Annotated in this window: 15 protein-coding genes; 11 read left to right on the top strand and 4 right to left on the bottom strand. The window is 64.0% G+C overall.

Going from position 1 to position 17362, the window contains the following annotated elements:
- Positions 1 to 18 precede the first annotated feature (18 nt).
- The gene (locus AC6CH6_RS06925; protein ID WP_498254565.1) at positions 19 to 1716 is read right to left on the bottom strand and encodes a sensor histidine kinase; all 1698 of its coding nucleotides are present in this window, start codon (positions 1714 to 1716) and stop codon (positions 19 to 21) included.
- Positions 1717 to 1804: 88 nt separating this feature from the next.
- A complete protein-coding gene (locus AC6CH6_RS06920) occupies positions 1805 to 2173 on the bottom strand; it encodes a hypothetical protein (RefSeq protein WP_498254564.1) in 369 nt (122 codons plus the stop codon).
- 613 nt (positions 2174 to 2786) lie between these two features.
- Between AC6CH6_RS06920 and AC6CH6_RS06915 the strand changes: the two genes are divergently transcribed.
- Both AC6CH6_RS06915 and AC6CH6_RS06910 read left to right on the top strand, forming a co-directional pair.
- The gene (locus tag AC6CH6_RS06915) at positions 2787 to 3263 is read left to right on the top strand and encodes a hypothetical protein (RefSeq protein WP_498254563.1); all 477 of its coding nucleotides are present in this window, start codon (positions 2787 to 2789) and stop codon (positions 3261 to 3263) included.
- A 225-nt stretch (positions 3264 to 3488) separates the two neighbouring features.
- Positions 3489 to 3905, top strand: a complete 417-nt coding sequence (locus AC6CH6_RS06910; RefSeq protein WP_498254562.1) for a VOC family protein — start codon at positions 3489 to 3491, stop codon at positions 3903 to 3905.
- Positions 3906 to 4023: 118 nt separating this feature from the next.
- Here AC6CH6_RS06910 and AC6CH6_RS06905 read toward each other — a convergent pair whose 3' ends face one another.
- Entirely contained in the window at positions 4024 to 5745 is a 1722-nt protein-coding gene (locus AC6CH6_RS06905) for a cation:proton antiporter (RefSeq protein ID WP_498254561.1), read from the bottom strand.
- A gap of 85 nt (positions 5746 to 5830) precedes the next feature.
- A complete protein-coding gene (locus tag AC6CH6_RS06900; RefSeq protein ID WP_498254560.1) occupies positions 5831 to 7315 on the bottom strand; it encodes a Mur ligase family protein in 1485 nt (494 codons plus the stop codon).
- Between the two features lie 384 nt (positions 7316 to 7699).
- On the opposite strand from AC6CH6_RS06900, the gene AC6CH6_RS06895 reads away from it, so the two are divergent.
- The 9 genes from AC6CH6_RS06895 to AC6CH6_RS06855 all read left to right on the top strand — a co-directional run bounded on the left by AC6CH6_RS06895 (position 7700) and on the right by AC6CH6_RS06855 (position 16993).
- Positions 7700 to 8161, top strand: a complete 462-nt coding sequence (locus AC6CH6_RS06895) for a hypothetical protein (RefSeq protein ID WP_498254559.1) — start codon at positions 7700 to 7702, stop codon at positions 8159 to 8161.
- Positions 8162 to 8463: 302 nt separating this feature from the next.
- Complete coding sequence (locus tag AC6CH6_RS06890; RefSeq protein ID WP_498254558.1) at positions 8464 to 9999, top strand: sugar transferase; 1536 nt, start codon at positions 8464 to 8466, stop codon at positions 9997 to 9999.
- Between the two features lie 157 nt (positions 10000 to 10156).
- Positions 10157 to 10945, top strand: a complete 789-nt coding sequence (locus AC6CH6_RS06885; RefSeq protein WP_498254557.1) for a WecB/TagA/CpsF family glycosyltransferase — start codon at positions 10157 to 10159, stop codon at positions 10943 to 10945.
- The gene (locus tag AC6CH6_RS06880) at positions 10942 to 12075 is read left to right on the top strand and encodes a glycosyltransferase family 4 protein (protein WP_498254556.1); all 1134 of its coding nucleotides are present in this window, start codon (positions 10942 to 10944) and stop codon (positions 12073 to 12075) included. Before AC6CH6_RS06885 ends, AC6CH6_RS06880 begins: the two co-directional genes overlap by 4 nt.
- A gap of 31 nt (positions 12076 to 12106) precedes the next feature.
- Positions 12107 to 12655: a serine O-acetyltransferase gene (locus AC6CH6_RS06875; RefSeq protein WP_498254555.1), complete on the top strand. Its 549-nt coding sequence runs from the start codon at positions 12107 to 12109 to the stop codon at positions 12653 to 12655.
- Positions 12652 to 13995, top strand: coding sequence for an MATE family efflux transporter (locus AC6CH6_RS06870; protein WP_498254554.1), 1344 nt, complete (start codon positions 12652 to 12654; stop codon positions 13993 to 13995). The genes AC6CH6_RS06875 and AC6CH6_RS06870 overlap by 4 nt, the downstream gene beginning before the upstream one ends.
- A 241-nt stretch (positions 13996 to 14236) precedes the next feature.
- Positions 14237 to 15043, top strand: coding sequence for a nitroreductase family protein (locus AC6CH6_RS06865; RefSeq protein ID WP_498254553.1), 807 nt, complete (start codon positions 14237 to 14239; stop codon positions 15041 to 15043).
- A complete protein-coding gene (locus tag AC6CH6_RS06860) occupies positions 15040 to 16140 on the top strand; it encodes a polysaccharide pyruvyl transferase family protein (RefSeq protein WP_498254552.1) in 1101 nt (366 codons plus the stop codon). Before AC6CH6_RS06865 ends, AC6CH6_RS06860 begins: the two co-directional genes overlap by 4 nt.
- 4 nt (positions 16141 to 16144) lie before the next feature.
- Positions 16145 to 16993: a glycosyltransferase family 2 protein gene (locus tag AC6CH6_RS06855; RefSeq protein WP_498254551.1), complete on the top strand. Its 849-nt coding sequence runs from the start codon at positions 16145 to 16147 to the stop codon at positions 16991 to 16993.
- Positions 16994 to 17362 lie beyond the last annotated feature (369 nt).

Genomic DNA, 17362 nt, shown 5'->3' with positions numbered 1-17362 from the left:
CTCAGCCGGGTCCGGAGCTCACAATCCGGCGGCGGCGCTGCGGTCGGCGCCGCGTCGTCCGATCGCGCCTTCCGGGACCGCATCCTGTGGTGCGGTCATCGGCAGCGTCAGGGTGAACACGGTGCCCTCGCCCAGGGTGCTGTGGCAGGTCAGGGTTCCGCGGTGCTGCTCGATGATGGCCTTGCTCAGGGCGAGCCCGATGCCCAGGCCCGGGGTGGTGCTCATCCGGGCGGTGGCGCCGCGGTAGAACTTCTCGAACACCCGGCGGACCTCCTCCGGGGACATGCCGTGGCCGTGGTCGATCACCTGCACCTGGGCGGAGTCGCCCGACTGGGTGCCCAGCACGAACACCGTGCTGTTGGCGGGCGAGTACTTGATGGCGTTGGAGATGAGGTTGTCCAGCACCTGGCGCATGCGCACGGGGTCGCAGTCGACCACCAGGGTGTCCGGTGCCCAGGCCTTCACGGTGATCCCGGCGCGGTCGGCGTGGGGCCGGGCGGCCTCGGCGGACTGCTCGAGCAGCGCCACGAGGTCCGCCGGGACGATGTGCAGGTCGGCGGCGTCCCGGTGGGAGTTCAGGAGGTCGTCGACCAGGCTCAGCAGCTGGTCGGCGTTGCGCTCGATCACCTCCAGACCGGTCTGCGCGGAGCCGGGCAGCCGGTCGTCCATGGCCAGCAGCTCGGTGTAGCCGCGGATGGACGTCAGCGGGGTGCGCAGCTCGTGGGAGATGCCGGCCACGAACTCGTCCTTGGCTTGGAGGGCGTCCACGAGTTCGGTGACGTCGCTGAAGGACAGCGCGGATCCCTCCGCCTGCCCGTGCTCGTCGCGCATGGCGCGGGCGGTCACGGACAGCACCTGCTGAGCGGGAGGCTCTCCCACCCGCACCAGGTCCGCGGAGAAGGACTCCCCCGCCACCGCGCGGGCGATCGGCCTGGCCGTGGCCGACAAGGGGGCGCCTGCCCCGTCGTACAGCACCGGGATCGCCGAGGACGACGACGTGCGCGCCAGGCGCTGCTGGGCGTAGGCGTGCAGGTGCCCGTTGTTGGTGAGCAGCGGACGGCCGGCCTCGTCCAGGGCCAGCACCCCGACGTCCACCGAGTCCAGCACGGTGCTGAGCAGACGCTCCCGACGGGCGCCGGCGGCCAGCAGGTGGCGCAGCTGCGCGTCCTTGGCCTCGGCGCTGTTGATCAGGATCTGGGCCATGATGCCGATGGCCAGCATCATCAGGGGAATCAGCAAAGGATTGCCCAGGGCCGTGAGGGTGACGGGTCCGGGGCGCAGCAGCAGCGGCACCCACAGCATCGCCACGGTCAGCAGCGCCCCCAGCGGGGCGGCCGTCCGGGGCAGCTGGGCCGAGGCCACCAGCCAGAGCACCGGCAGGGCTGCCAGGAACGGCACCCCGAGGACCTGCGGGAACAGGCCCTCGAACAGGAGACCGATCGGCACGAAGTCCAGCACCGGGATCACCAGGTAGGACCGGTAGGGCAGCCGGTCCCAGGGCACCAGGGCGCACGCCAGGGTCAGGGCGAGGGTGAGTCCGCCGGCCCACCGCACCAGGGGGTCGGTCAGCAGGGGTGCCTGGACAACCGCCAGGACCAGGAAGAGCAGGAACGTGGTGACGGCCTGGGGCATCTGGCTCACCACCACCCGCCCGCGCAGGGACAGGTCGTGGAACTGCCACGGGACCGGTGAGGGGTGGGCTGCGAGGGGGTCCACGGCAGGGCTCTTCCGACGGCGGGGGGCGCCACCCCGGGGGTAGGTGACCATCGCAAATGCTAGCGCGTCGGGGCCGCCATCGGGCCGCTCAGGCGGCTGGAATCAAGGCCCCGTCGGCCGCACCAGGGCGCTCGGGCTCGCGCAGCAGCGCTCGGGCCACTTCGCGGTCGGCCACCACGGACATGAGATCCACGCCGTGGAACCCGCTGATCCGTCCCCGACTGATTTCCGCCTCGTGCTCGGTGTCCAGCAGGCAGGCGGGGACCAGCTCGACCGGGACCCGGTAGTCCGCCCACACGTAGGTGTGCCCGGGGACGCGCCGGCCCTCGGTCATGGACTCGAGCACGGCCTCGAGGCCCGGGTCGTGGCCGGAGGGCAGCTGGTAGGAGAACAGGCGTGCCCACTCCACCGCCCCGGCGGGAGTGGTAGCGGTGAGGATGCTGAGGGTCACGGTCATCGTGGGGTTCCTTCCGGGACGCTGCGTGGACCGGCGGAGGCACCTGCCCTCTCCCAGCCTCCGTGAGCTGAGTAACAGGGGCGTGTCCCGCACCTGCCAGCTTCCCGTGCCTTCGGCGCCCTGCACGGGCGATCGGGCTGGAAACCCATGGATCAGTGCTTGTGGGAACACGGGTGGACCCAGTGGCGCCGTCACAAAGAGCGCCGAACCGTCATAGTACTGATGGTCGGCGGGGTCCTCAGTGGGACCCATGGAGCCCGACTGTCACACCATCGGGGAGGGTCGGCTCCGATGGGTCAGCCATGGTTCCAGCGGGCCCGAACCCCGCGATGACGTGCAGGAACACGGGTGACTTACCGGTCACTAGCCAGCGAGCGCCTTGGGGTGCAGGTCGGCGTGATCACCCACCCATGCCACCCCGTCCAGGGAGGAAGAGGGCACAAAGAAACAGTGCCTTATTGCCGTTTGCCCTAGTCGGACTCTTGAACCCCGCACAAATCCCCTTCTACCGTGGTGTCACCCGGTTCACAGGGAAGGCCTGTCTCACAGGCCTGCACACATTCTCTTTCGCGCGCATGGCGACTTCTTCGTCATGCCCTTTATAGGGGACACCATGAACGATCTCAACAAGACTCTCGCCGGTGCGGCCATCGCGGCCGCCCTCCTCGGAGGCTCACTGGGTACGCCCGCGTTCGCGGGCGGGGACTATGACCACGAGTCTAAGGGTTATCACGAAGGCAAATCCAGTGATGACCACGAGAAGGACGAAAAGGACGACGAGAAGGACGACGACGAGTACGACGTCAAGAACTGGTACCACGACGAGAACGAGAACGGCGACAAGGACGACGACGAGAAGTACCACCACGAGCACGTCTGGCAGTACGACGGCAAGCACTGGTACCACGACGAGAACGAGAACGGCGACAAGGACGACGACGAGAAGTACCACCACGAGTACACCTGGGAGTACGACGACAAGGCCGACGACGACGAGGATGAGGAGGACGAGAAGAAGGACGAGAAGGCCGACGAGGACGAGGACAAGGACGAGAAGGACTACCACCACGCTCACGACTGGAAGCACTGAGACCAGGACGACGGGGGCAGCCAGGGCGCTCCCCTCATGAGACGCAGGAGCGCCCCACCCGTGGCGCGGGTGGGGCGCTCCTGCGTCACCGGCCGGCCGGGCGCGGCACTGACCCCAAAGGCGGGTGCTGCACGGACGGAGGTCCCTGCTCTGCCCCGCGGACGCCCCCGTCACGGTCGAACCCTGCTCACCGTGGGACGTGGGAACGAGCGTAAGGAATGACCAATGACCAATTACCCGCAGTTGCAGACCATCGTGCTGGACGCGACGAACGTGCGAGAGCTGGCGGAGTTCTACCGGAAGCTGCTGGGCCTGCGGTACCTGCCCCGGGACGAGCCTCCCACGGACGGATCTGCCGACAACGACCGGTGGCTGGTCCTCACGGACGCCCACGGAGCACGGAAGCTGGCATTCCAGGCGGTCCCCGCCCTTCCCCGGGTGACGTGGCCCGACGCCTCCGGTGTGGCGCAGCAGCTGCACCTGGACCTGGCCGTCCCGGACTCGGAAGCGCTCGAGATCCAACGGAAACGGGCCCTCGAGCTGGGCGCCGAACTGCTGCGCGACCGCTCGGACGACCCGGAGGAATCGTTCTACGTGTTCGCCGATCCCGCAGGGCACCCGTTCTGCATTCTGGTCGCGTAGACCCGCACCGCAGGACACCGCGTCACGCGCAGCACGAGGGGGCGACGACGACGGAGCTCCGCGGTCACGGCGAGATGCTGGGCGTGCGGAGGGGAAACAATTTTCCTGAACATCACAGCTAGTGCTCCGGGGAGCGCGGTCGCAGCCTTGCCTCCTCGACGTCCAGGACGCGCTGGGCGTCGGCCAGGATCCTCGAGGGGTATTTCCCTTCCCGGCGGGCGGCGAGCAGGGCCTCGCGCTCCGAACGGACCACGGCCAGGCGCAGCTGCCGGTACTGGTGGTGGGGCGTGGGGGCGTCCTTCTCCTCGCGCGCGTGGGCCCGCTCCCAGGCGGACTCGCTGCGCAGGAAGGTGTCCTGGCGGACGCGCTCGACGACGTCGGGGTCCACGACAGCGCCGTCGCCCAGGACCGCACCCGGCGCGTCGAGGACCCGCAGCCCGGCGTCGGCGATCTCGTCGAAGAGGGCCGCGGACTCCCGCAGATCCGCGTTGGTGTCGACGCCACGGATGCCGAGAGCCCGGATGAGCGCAGGCAGCGTGCCGCCCTGCAGCAGCAGGGTGGTGACCGCCACGGTGAAGGCGATGAGCACGAGCTGTTCCCGGTAGGGCACGGAGGCGGGCAGGGTCTGGGCCGCAGCCAGGGTCACCACCCCGCGCATGCCGGACCAGCCCAGGACCACGGCACCCCGCCAGCCCAGTCCTTCGCGGCGTTCCTGCTCCAGGTCGGCCCGCCGCTGGGCGTAGAGGCGGCGGAGCAGACGACTCCGGCGCTGCTGCCGGGGGTCGGCGGGGCGCTCGCGCACCTGCTCCAGGCGCAGCCACAGGCGCATGATCCGGCGCTCGGCGCGGCCGGCGCGCCGGCGCAGGAAGAAGACCAGCGGAAAGACCCAGGCGACGCGGATCACGATGAGCACCGCCGTGACCAGCAGGCCGATCAGCGCCGTGTGGGGAATGCTCAGCAGGTCCTGGTCGATGTCATCCACCAGGTCGTGCAGCTCCAGGCCCATGAGCAGGAACACCGCGCTCTCGAGCAGGAACTGCACGGTGCGCCAGTTCACGTCGTCGCCGATCCTGGCCTGGGCACCCAGCACGGCCGCGCCGCGGTGACCGGTGCACAGTCCGGCCACCACCACGGCCAGCACCCCGGAGGCCCCGAGCTCCTCCGCGGGGATGAAGGCCAAGAACGGCACGACGAAGGACAGGGCCGTGTCCAGCACGGGGTCGTCGATCCTGGCGCGCACGGCGACGGTGACCACGCCGACGAGCAGGCCCACGGCCACGGCGACGACCACGGCGTAGCCGAAGTCGGCAACCCCGCTCCACACACCGGACATCGTCCCTGCCGCCACGGCCAGGGCACTGCGCAGCAGCACGAGGGCGGTGGCGTCGTTGACCAGCCCCTCGCCCTCGAGCACGGTCACCAGCCGCGGCGGCAGGCCCAGCCGCTTGCCGATCGAAGTGGCCGCCACCGCGTCCGGCGGGCTGACCACGGCCCCCAGGGCGATGGCCGCGGCCAGGTTCAGGTCCGGGAGCAGGGCGTAGAGCACCAGCCCCGTGATCAGGGCGGACACCAGCACCAGGACCACGGACAGGCTGGTGATGGCCCCGAGGTTGCGGCGGAAGTCGATGACCGGGACCTTGATCGCGGCCGCGTACAGCAGCGGGGGAAGCACTCCGGTGAGGATCCACTCGTGGGGCACCTCGATGTCCGGCACCCCAGGGGCGTAGGACAGCGTCAGCCCCACCACCACCAGGAGCAGAGGCGCGGCGACACCGAGCTTTTTCGACAGGCCGGTGACCGCCACCATCAGGACGATCACCAGGACGCCCACGATTGCCATTCCCACCCCCGCACTCTAACCAGAGGCGCACTCGCGGCACGGAAGGGGCCGGGTCCTCGCCCCGGGACACAGCGCTATGACGTGGTCATCGAGCGCGGAGGATCGCGGCGGCGGCCGCGAGGACCTCGTCGCGGTCCACGAACGGCACCCGGCTCCCCCGCGGGCCGATCTCCATCCACTCCTCGTGCCCCCTGCCGTTGAGCACCACCGTGCCGTCCGGTCCGGCCGCCTCGAGGGCGAACCGGATGGCCTCCCGCCGGGTCGGCAGCTCGACGACCTCGGGCACGGGCAGACCGGCGGACCGCCGCGCCGCCACGGCTCGGCGGACACCCCGCATCACCGCGGTGCGAATGGCGGCAGGGTCCTCCGTGCGGGGATTGTCGTCCGTCACCAGGACCACGTCGGCGCCGGACTCCACGGCCGCCACTCCCGCAGGCTCCCGTTTGGAGGGGTCGCGGTCCCCGCCGGAGCTCGCCGTGACCACGAGCCGCCCGCGCGTGCGCGCCCGCAGTGCGGCCGTCGAGGACGCGAGCGCGTCCGGGGTGTGGGCGAAGTCGACGACGACGATCGGCCATCCCGGGCCGAGGTCCACGTGCTCCATCCGGCCGGGAACGCTCACCGGCCCGTCCAGAGCAGCAGTCACCTCGGACGGCGACACCCCGAGCTCGAGCAGCATCAGCGCGGCCGCCGCGGTGTCGGTCCGGTTGTGCTCGCCGGGCAGCGGCGTCCGCAGCGCGAGGCTGCCGGCCGGGCCGTGGAGGAGGAACGCGTCCTCCCCCCGCTCCCCCACGATGTGCCACTGCGCGTCCGCCCCGGGATCGTTGGCCAGACCCACCACGGGTACCCCGCGGCGGCCGGCCAGGTCGCGGAGACGGCGGCCGCCGTCGTCGTCGACCACCACCACGGCCCGGGACGCGAACTCGGGGGTGAAGAGGCGGGCCTTGGCGGCGAAGTATGACGCCATGTCCCCGTGGTAGTCCAGGTGCTCGTGGGAGAGGTTGGTGAAGGCGACCACGCTGTAGTGGATGCCGTCCACCCGGTGCTGGTCCAGGGCGTGGCTGCTGACCTCCATGACGCAGGAATCGTTGCCCGCGTCCCGCATCCGCGCCAGCAGCTCCTGCAGTCGCGGGGCGGCGGGGGTGGTGACCGCGCTGCGCCGGCGCTGGTCACCCACCACGGTCTCCGGGGAGCTCAGCAGCCCGGGACGGCGGCCCAGGCGGACCAGGGCCGCCTCGAGGAGATAGGCGGTGGTGGTCTTCCCGTTGGTGCCCGTGATCCCCAGCATCGTCAGATCCGCGGCCGGATGGCCCTGCAGCCGGGCCGCCACCGGGCCCAGCGCGGCGCGCGGATCGTCGACGACGACCACCGGCACCTCGATCGCTCGACCCAGCAGCTGCGCCCCGCGGCGGTCGGTGAGCACCGCGACCGCGCCGGCGCCGATCGCCGCCGCGGCGTGCTGGACGCCGTGCCCGCGACCGCCCTGCAGGGCAACGAAGAGGTCGCCCGGGCCGGCCTCGCGGTGGTCCTCCACCACCCGGCTCACCACCGGGTCCTCGCGCACGTCACCCACAGCGAGTGTCCCGCCGATGTCGTGCACCAGATCGGTGAGGAGCACCACCCCGGACGAAGACGGACCGCCCCGCGCTCGCTCAGCAGGATTCACCGTTCCAGCGTATCCGCGCCCGAAAAGAAGTCAGTACACGTATGAATTCACGCAGTCCTGCTCCGACGGCCAGGGCACCCCGTGTGACCCCCGACACACTCCGGAAACACCGCCTGGACAATGGTCTACACCGAACCACTCTCCGCATAGGAACAAGGGGCTGACAATAGACTTTTGTCCGGTCCGATGGGGACCATGTGGGGACAAGAATCGGCGCCCACTAGGGCCGTTGCCCCGATACGCTCGGAGGACCCGAAGATCCGTACCCCTCGACGGACAAGAGAGAATCCGATGCGCATCTCCCCCCTTGCCACTGACATCCAGCACTACCTCGAGTCCTGCTCCCCCGCGGGTCTCACCCTCCTGGAGCTCGACATCGTCGAGGACGTCGCCGAGCTGACCCTGGCCTTCACCCCCGAGGCCCTCGACCGTGTGCTGCGCACCCAGCTGCGCACCGCCGGCACCCCGAGCGATTGGGACTGCCCGAAGGCGTCCATGGAGGTCGGCACCCCCACCTGGGCCTACGCCCTGGAACTGGCCGACCTCTTCAACGACCACTACTTCGGACACGTGGTCCTCGAGCGCCACGAGGCCGCCCTCGGCGAGATCCTCGCCGCCCACGGCCACGAGGGCACCCCCGTGGTGATCCGCCCGGCCTACGCCCCCAGCTGCCTGGCCCTGAACCTCCGCCGCCTCAAGGCCGAGCACCTCCGCACCGCCGGCCACACCGCGCCGGAGGCCCGCGCCGCCTGAGCGGTCGGCACCACAATGCCGCCGTCCCCCGAGTGGGGGACAGAAATTGGCACCGTCACCGTCGGGTCGACTTCCCCGCCCGACGACGTGATCCCCGTCACCACTAGGTACGACGCCGTCCCGCGAGTTCTCGGCACAGGCAAGTGCAGACGCAAACATCGTTCGTCATAGAGCCGGATTCATCGATTTGCGCCACTAAACTGGCGACAAGTGCAACGCAGCGCGCGGTCCACCGTCTCCCCCACGGGCTGGGAGGAGATGCCCCAGGTGGCCGCGTGCTTTTTCGGGGAGGGAGCACCACCATGCTCAAGGTCAACGAGATCAGCCGAGCGGACGACCACCGGCGTCCGCAGCTCAACAGCACACGAACCACCGCTCGCGACGCCGCGTCCCGCTCCGGCTGGCGCTCCGCCTACCTCACCCGCATGCGCTGGGCCGACGGCCTGGCCCTGATCGTCACCCTCATCGGCGCCCATCTGCTCCGCTTCCAGCTGGAGAACGCCGGCCTCGACCTCGGCCCCCTGTCGGTCCCCTACTGGATCGTGGGCATCGCCCTGGCCCTGACCTGGTGGATGCACCTTGGTGCCCGCGGTGCCCGGGATGTCCGCCTTATCGGCCACGGCCTCGAGGAGACCCGGCAGGTGGTGCACTCGAGCCTCATCCTCTTCGGCGCCATCGCGATCATCTCCTTCGGCTTCGACCTCCCCACGGCCCGCAGCTACGTCCTGCTGGCCCTCCCCCTCGGCCTGGGCTTCCTGATCCTCGGCCGCTTCATCGTGCGGGACCGCCTGGTCAAGGCCCGCTACAAGGGTGAGGCACTGTCCAAGACCATGGTGGTGGGCCGGCTGGCCGGCACGTGCGACCTCATCAAGTCCCTGCGCCAGCACCCGACCTCCGGGCTCGACGCGGCCGCCATCTACGTCCCCGAGACCCGCAAGCCGGTCCCCGCGGAGCTGCAGCGCATGAGCCTCCCACCCAACGCACTCGCCCCGGGTGCGCGCCCCACCGTGGAGGGCATCGTCGACGCCTGCCACGAGCGCGACATCGAGACCGTCGTCCTGTCCTCCAACGTCCCCCTGAGCACCACGGAGATCCGCCATCTCAGCTGGCAGCTCGCCGACGCCCACATCCGGCTGGTCATGGACACCGGGCTCACCGACATCGCCGGCCCCCGCATCCACATGCAGCAAGTGGCCGGTCTTCCCCTCATCCACGTGGCCACCCCGAAACTGAGCCGCAGCCGCGCCATGACCAAGCGCCTCATGGACATCCTCGGCTCCGGAGCCGCCCTGCTCGTCCTCTCCCCCGTCCTGCTCGCCCTGACGCTGATCGTCAAGACGCACGACAAGGGCCCCGCCTTCTTCGCCCAGGAGCGCATCGGTCAGGACGGCTCCCGCTTCAAGATGCTGAAGTTCCGCAGCATGCGCACCGACGCCGAACAGGTGCTGCAGCGGCTCAAGGAGCAGAACGAGGGCGCCGGCCTGCTGTTCAAGATGAAGGACGACCCCCGCATCACCGGCCCTGGCAAGTGGATGCGCCGTTACAGCCTGGACGAGCTCCCCCAGTTCCTCAACGTCCTCAAGGGTCAGATGTCCCTGGTGGGACCCCGCCCGCCGCTCCCCGCGGAGGTCGAGCAGTACGAGGACTACGTCCACCGCCGGCTGCGCGTGAAGCCCGGCATCACGGGCCTCTGGCAGGTCTCTGGTCGATCAAACCTGGACTGGGAACAGTCGGTGCGCCTGGATCTCTACTACGTGGAGAACTGGTCCCCGGTGCAGGACATTCTGATCTTGGTCCGCACCTTTAAGGCCGTTATGGCCAAGGAGGGCGCCTATTAGACGCGCTGACCAGCACCGACACCCCTGGTGCGCATGGCCTTTGTCCCGCGCCCTCCCCGTCGCCAGAGGTAAAGTGCAGTCGCGCCTTGCACCGCTGATCCACATGGCATCCTCTGGATGCTGACAGACCCTCCCCCCACTACCAGGAGCAAGTTTCTTGACGCAGCAGCCGCTAAACACGCCCTCCTTCGCTCATGAGCCCAGGGATGAACGGACGCACATTGCCGGAGTTCCATTCAACCGCGCTGACCCGGTAGCCGCAGTCCAGATGACACTTGAGCTGCTGAAGTCAGATAAAACTACGGGCGCAGATATCCATCTGCTCAATGCCTACAGCGTTGCCCTCGCCGAAACGGACAGCGATTACCTGGCGTGCGTGAGGCGCGCAACATTCAATTTTCCCGACGGCAAGCCGGTTGCGGTATCCGGCACAGTGTTCGGCGGAAAGCTCCACCAAGTACGTGGACCCGCCTTCTTCGAGGACGTCATCGCCGCAGGACGCGGACAGGGAGTGCGACACTACTTGCTGGGCTCAACGCCTGAAACCCTGGCAGCTTTGAAAGACGCCCTGGCCGCAAAGTATCCGGGTGCACAGATCGTCGGCACGATGAGCCCCCCGTTCCGCGCCCTGACCGCAGAAGAACAAGCCCTCCAAGACAAAGAAATCAGGTCCGCCCGACCGGACATCGTTTGGGTCGGCCTGGGCACACCGAAACAAGATCATGAGGCTCGACGACTCGCTGACGCAGGCTTCGTCACTGCCGCCGTTGGAGCAGCCTTCGACTTCAGCGCAGGCCTGAAGCCGCTGGCCCCAAAAATTGTGCGAGACCTTGGACTCGAGTGGTTGCATCGTCTCCTCAGTGAGCCCCGCCGCCTCATGCGCCGGTACTTATGGGGAAACACGACCTTCCTCAGGGTCGTGGCACGACAAGTTGCGCGTCGATGAAAATCTCGGTCGTTCACAGCTATTACAGCTCTGCCACTCCCAGCGGCGAGAATTTCATGGTGGACAGCCAGGTAGCGGCTCTGACCGAAGCGGGCCATGACGTGCAACTCATCGCTCTTCGGACCGACGACCTTCAGCGCGACGTCCTGTATAAGGCACGAACAGCCATAACCGTCGCCACAGGCCACGGCCTCTCCCCTCTCGACAGCCTGCAGAAGTTCGCGCCAGAGGTCGTGCATGTACACAACCTGTTTCCGAACTACTCGACGCATTGGTTGAAGCAGTGGTCCGGCCCGATCGTCGCGACCATGCACAACTTCCGCCCCTTGTGTTCGAATGGTCTTCTTTTCCGGGCCGGACAGACCTGCACGTTGTGTCCAGACCGCGGGTCGCACAACGCCCTCATCCACAAATGCTATAAAGACTCACGGTCCGCAACGGCACCGGTCGCATACAGTACGAAAGGCGGAATTGGTCGATCCCCAATTGTTAGGCGCGCGGATCGCATAATCGTACTTGCTGATCGAGCGCGCGAAACATACACAAAGTATGGCGTTAACCCGGAAAAGATCGCTATTGTGCCGAACTTTATCGAGGACCCTCGCCTTACCACCCATGCACAAACCGACGAGAACATGTGGTTGTACGCGGGGCGACTCACGCAGGAAAAAGGAGTACTCGAGCTGCTTGAACAATGGCCCGACGAAGAAAGACTTGACATCGCGGGCGTCGGTCCGGAAGAGCAAACAGTGCAGTCAATGGTGAAGGAGAGGGAGAACGTAAACTATGTCGGCTCTCTTCATCGGCCTGCGCTACTGGCCAAACTGAGTTCTGCGCGAGGCGTTGTGATACCGAGCCTCTGGGCAGAAGGATTACCCAGCGTGTATCTGGAAGCTCTAGCCTCAGCCCGACCGGTCGTCTCTCGAATCGGAAACAGTGCAGCGGACGACATTCAGTCATGGGCTCCATCCCTTACGTATGCAGACCGATCAGGCTTACATACTGCATTAGAATATGCCAATGACAATCGAGAACAATTGTGCCTAGACGCGCGACGACGGTTCGCCGCTCAGTACACGAAGGGCGTTTGGCTTCGGCAAATTACGAACGTTTATCAAACTGTACAGTAGGTCGGAATCGAACATGGGAGGGCGGGCTAGAATGGCCAAGCAGTCGATGCGGCAGTATGTATTCCAGGATTGGGAAGCGAACGTTGGCGACCTCAAAAGCAGGGTCATGCTTATCACTTTCCGTCTGGCTCAATGGCTGAGTAGCGGTCCGCATCGCTCCTACGTGACCGAGGCGATGTACCGAATTTTTTCCGAGATTGTGATCGGCACAGAGCTGCGCCCGAAAACCAGGGTAGGCCGGGGGCTCACCATTCACCATGGATTCGGACTCGTGGTCAATGACCATGCCGTACTTGGAAGTCACGTCACCCTCCGAAATGGGGTGGTCATCGGAAACAAGGCACCCAATGGTCCGTGCCCGGTTCTCGAGGATCATGTGCAGGTCGGGGCGAATGCGGTTCTTCTCGGAGGAATCACTGTTGGACACCATTCATCGATCGGCGCCGGCGCGGTCGTTACCCACGACGTCCCTCCCTTCGCAATTATGGTCGGCAATCCTGCGCGAGAGCTGCCTCGCCGGCCAGCTCCATCGAAGAGGGGCAATGAAACACCGTCGTCCATCCACGGAAGCAGTCAGTGATTCGCACCGAGAAGTCACATAGGTCAAGGCCCGCCCAGCGCGCCTGGGCCTCTACAAGCCTGCTGACGACTGCTAGTTTACTGCGCCTCGCGAGCCTTTTTGCCACAACCATTCTGATCGGGCGTTCGTTGGGCCCCGGTCCGCTGGGTGTTTTTTCGCTGACTCTCGCAGCGGCTTCGATTATGCAGGCGGTGTCAGTGGCCGGCTTGGCAGGCGCAGCTGTGCATAAGCTCATCAATTCGCATGAGAATCATTTAGGCGAACTTCGCCTTATTTCACACGCACGCATTACTCTCATTCCTGTAATCTTTGTGGCGGGCGGACTGTCCGTGACGTTTATGCCAGGAATAGCTGATCTTAATAGGCTCATCCTGGCGGTTTTCCTTGCTGGATACGCCGTTGGCTCCTTTGATGTGGGCGACCTTTCCTGGACGTCGAGGAACGGATTTACCACGTTAGCGGGCCGACGGGTTGCCTTGCTATTGATAGCATCACCAGTCAAATTCGGGTTTGCCTATAGTGGTGACCTGGAAGCGACAATGCTTGCCATGGCCGCCGAAACTGCTTTATGGCAGATCGTCGCGATCCCCGGATCCGGGATGAATCGGTCGTTTGTGACCGCTTTTACCGTGGAGTTCCGCACAGCACTGCGTCAGGTTTGGCGACTCAGAGCACTCTGGGGTTCGAGCATCGTGAGTGCCATCGCTCAACGTATCGACCTGTTCATCGTCACCGCGTTGTTGGGCGTTCTCGCCACAGGACAGTACTCCACTGCAAGCCGCCCTATAGAAGCCACTATTGTGGTTGCTACTAGTCTGATCACGGTGTTGTTCAATCCTATTGTTCGCTCCAGTAAGGCTCCCGTCGATTACGCTCTGAGTACAGTTCGAGCAGCCAAATCCGTGTTTTGGACGTCGGCAGCCATTGCGGTCATCATGTCAGTCGGAGGTCCATACATACTGGTCCTCCTGTATGGCGAGTCGTTCCGCACGGCCGCCGAGGTTCTTCCAATATACGCCGCAAGCATTATATTCCTGTTTCAGCGCCAGCTGATCAGCCGATTGCTTATAGTCGAACAACTATATGGTCTGAGCCTGGTAAGCAATGTGGCGACCATCTGCGTCAACGTTCTGCTGAACCTTATTCTTATCCCCACTTTGGGACTATCCGGGGCCGCCATTGCGGCGGTCGCCACCCATCCGGTCAGCCTGTGTATTTCGTTTTTGCCACACCCACAGGGGCGCCGCATCTTGGCTCTGGCCTACGCAGGCATCATTGTACGATCACACCACCTTGACAGTGCGACCCGTTTCCTAATCGCCAGCAGAAAGGATGCATAGATTGCTTTTGCATAAACCATCGATTGGCTCTCTTGCACGGAAAGTTAAGCGGAAGATGCTCCGAGACACCGAGCACCGCTTGGGGGGCTTTCTGGGCGGCCCCCTGTTCTACGGCATCAGTGGCACGTTCAATAATGAACAGAAGGCCGTGATGGCTGGAGCTCGGACTCATTACGCCAGTGAAAGCTCGCATGGAAGCCGCATGTTCCTTCGGAGGTCCATCCATCGCCTTGAGAAAGGCATGATCTCACGACCCATGCGTTCCACTTTCGCTACAGATTACATTGGGCCCACCGTCAGCACCTATATCGGCCTTATGAGCGTTCCAATTTCCGACGCCGGCGAGCTTCAATGGGCTCACGACGTGTTGCATCGATACTTCGAGGCTACGGCCGACTCCATTGACCGAGAGATCTCTTGTGCAAGACAGCAGTGGTCGAGCCTCGAACAGGACCCGACTTCAGAGGGTGAGGTGCTCGCGCCATTCCCCCAGCCCGCTCTCCAAAACATTGATGAAACTCGCGCTTCTTTTTCAGCTCTCGCACGCCATCGTCGTTCTGTCCGCTGGTACACAGCACGCGAAGTGCCTCGGCGCCTCGTGGACGAGGCCATTAGTGTGGCCCTCACTGCCCCCAGTGCTTGTAACCGTCAGAGTTTTCGTGTCGTGTTGGTTCAGACCGAACCGCTCAAGACCCAGGTGGCGAAGGTCCCGATGGGCACTGCAGGGTTCGCATACCAGATTCCGGTCTTGGCTGTGATCATCGGGCAGCACAGGGGCTACGAGCATCCCCGGGATCGTCACGCCATCTACGTCGACGGCGGATTGTTCGCAGCTCAGTTCATCTTGGCCTTGGAGGCGTCCGGACTTAACTCCTGCTGCATCAATTGGCCCGACCTTGCCGACAAGGAACAGAAGTTGCGTGGCCTCGTTCCGATGGAGGACGACGAACGTGCCGTCATGATGATCGCTGTTGGCTACGGAGAACCCGATCAGCTCGTGCCCCGAAGCCATAAGCGCGACGTCGATTCGGTCCGGGAGTGGAAGTGAAAACCGTACTTATCCTTGGGGCTGAGGTACGAGACCGCTACACGGGAAACCGTGGCGCCGAACAGCTCCTTAGAACTGCGGCAGCGCGAATTCGATCGATGGGGCACCGACCAGCTGTTACATTCGGCCAAGTTGATCCAGCTTTGGTCATGGAATTGGGACTGACTCAATACATAGGTAATCCTCGTCTGACGGCGCTGGATCGTTGGACGCCGACAGCTTCGGGAAATCGCTATGTAACCATCAAATCCATCGATGGCGTCCTAGACGCATCTGGATTCGCGCTAGGCGACGCTTGGGGCATGGAAACCGCTAAATGGATCAACCGAAAGTATGAGCAGTGGGCTCGGGCAGGTATCCCCATAATCGCCCTCCCCCAGGCATATGGGACGTTCGAAAATGATCAGTTGAGAGCTACTGTCTCGAATGCACTGTCACTTTGTTCTTTGGTTTTCCCTCGAGATTTAGAGTCCGCGGCTCATTTGCGTGGCTTGGGCGGAAACATCAGAATCGGCAACACAACTCCTGATATCACAATCGCTGAAACGACAGACGACGTTGAAGCACCACGACTCCCTCGGATGCTCATCGTGCCGAACTGGAACTTGTTACGAGGTGCTTCCTCCTCGGCCTACCTCGACAGCCTTACCGCTGCGGTAAGATACGGCCGTTCCCGCGGCCTTGAACCTATCGGGTTGTTACACGAAGGTTCAAAGGATTTAGAGGTACTCAAGCAGTTGAGTTTGATAGAGAACATTCGTCTAGAGGCGTCTACGACTGGATGGGAGACGAAACGCTATATTGCTCGATCAACTATCGTGGTTTCCGGTCGATACCACGCTGTGGTCGCTGCTTTGAGTACGAACACTCCTGTCCTGACCCATTCTTGGTCGCACAAGTACCAAGAGGTTCTGACGCTTTTCGGAGTGCCGTCATGGTTGCGGAAACCCGATCTCACCGAGGGTATTGAACGTCACTTGGATCAACTTGTGAGCGCTGATTCCGCGGCAACACTTTCTGCGGCCAAGAAATCGGCTGTCCACCAGATCGAGAAAATGTGGTCTGCCGTCGAAGCATCGCTCGCGAAGGGACACTGAGATAATGACCGTCCAACGTATTACACCGGAATCGCGGCGAAGTAGACCGCTTCCTCGAGTATCAGTCATAATGCCTTGTTATAACAACATTGAGGACATCGGTTCTGCCATTGAATCGGTCATTCAACAAACTTTCTCAGCATGGGAACTCATTATTGTTGATGACGCCTCAACGGATGGCACCGCCGACTATGTTCAACATACATACAAAGATCCGCGCATTTTTGTTCACAGAATGGCCGTGAATGCAGGTTCGGGTGCATGTCGAAATATGGCCATATCTCGTTCCAGAGGTGAATATGTTGCCGTCCTGGATGCGGACGACGAATGCCTGCCCGAGCGCCTTCGACTGCAAATTGAAGCATTCGATAGGGATCCGTCCACGGACGTGGTTGGCAGCCAAGTACTGGAGTTTGGAGACTGGGGTGGACCCGTAATGGGAAAGTGGCCTACAGACGTTGCGTCTATACGACGACGGCAACTGGCCAATAAGATGCCTGTTCCTCATCCATCAGTTATGTTTCGAAGAACTTGTTTGCAGGCGGTGGGAGGGTACGATCCTGCCTGCCGTCGAGCCCAGGACTTTGCCTTGTTCCTAAGGTTGAAAAACGCCCAGATCAAATGCATTGATGAACCCTTGGTAAAATACCGCACCAGTCGTCCCATTTCCATCACGTATGCGATTCGCAACGAAATGTATGTCGACTTGGCACTTCGTCGCAATAATCTTCGCAACCAGGGCGTGCCAGATGCACAGCTACCCAGCGTTCCGCTACAAAACTTTAGTATTTATCGTCAAGGAATTCGCAATTGGATCATTCGGTGCATTAGGGAGATGCGAGCGGGGTTATAGTAACGTCAATTGTCGCGTTTATTGGTAGGCCCCTGTCATTTTCGTCGATGAGAGGTGGTGCGGGCTCCTGGTCCAGGACGGAAAGTCATTACTCCGTCTGCCCACGCGAGAGAGCCAGTTCATGCTTCATCTATCCCTGCAGCAGTCCCGTATGGTAAAGCGTCTCCGCGTCGTGTCGCTGGACAGCGCTGCGACGTACTTTGATCACGACTTCACCACCAGCGCTACGGAGTAGGCATCGTACGGAAGCAATATCATTGATCTGAGTTCACACTTTGGATGGACCGCTTATCCGCTGTGGGTCACTGTTGCGTCGTTCGGGACCAAGACGTCTTACCGGTACGTGAGCGGCTTGGCGTACCTGTCGCC

This window comes from Kocuria sp. GQ42, assembly GCF_059758435.1.
Note: the sequence above shows the minus strand (reverse complement) of the source record. Positions and strands in the feature narration are given on the sequence as shown.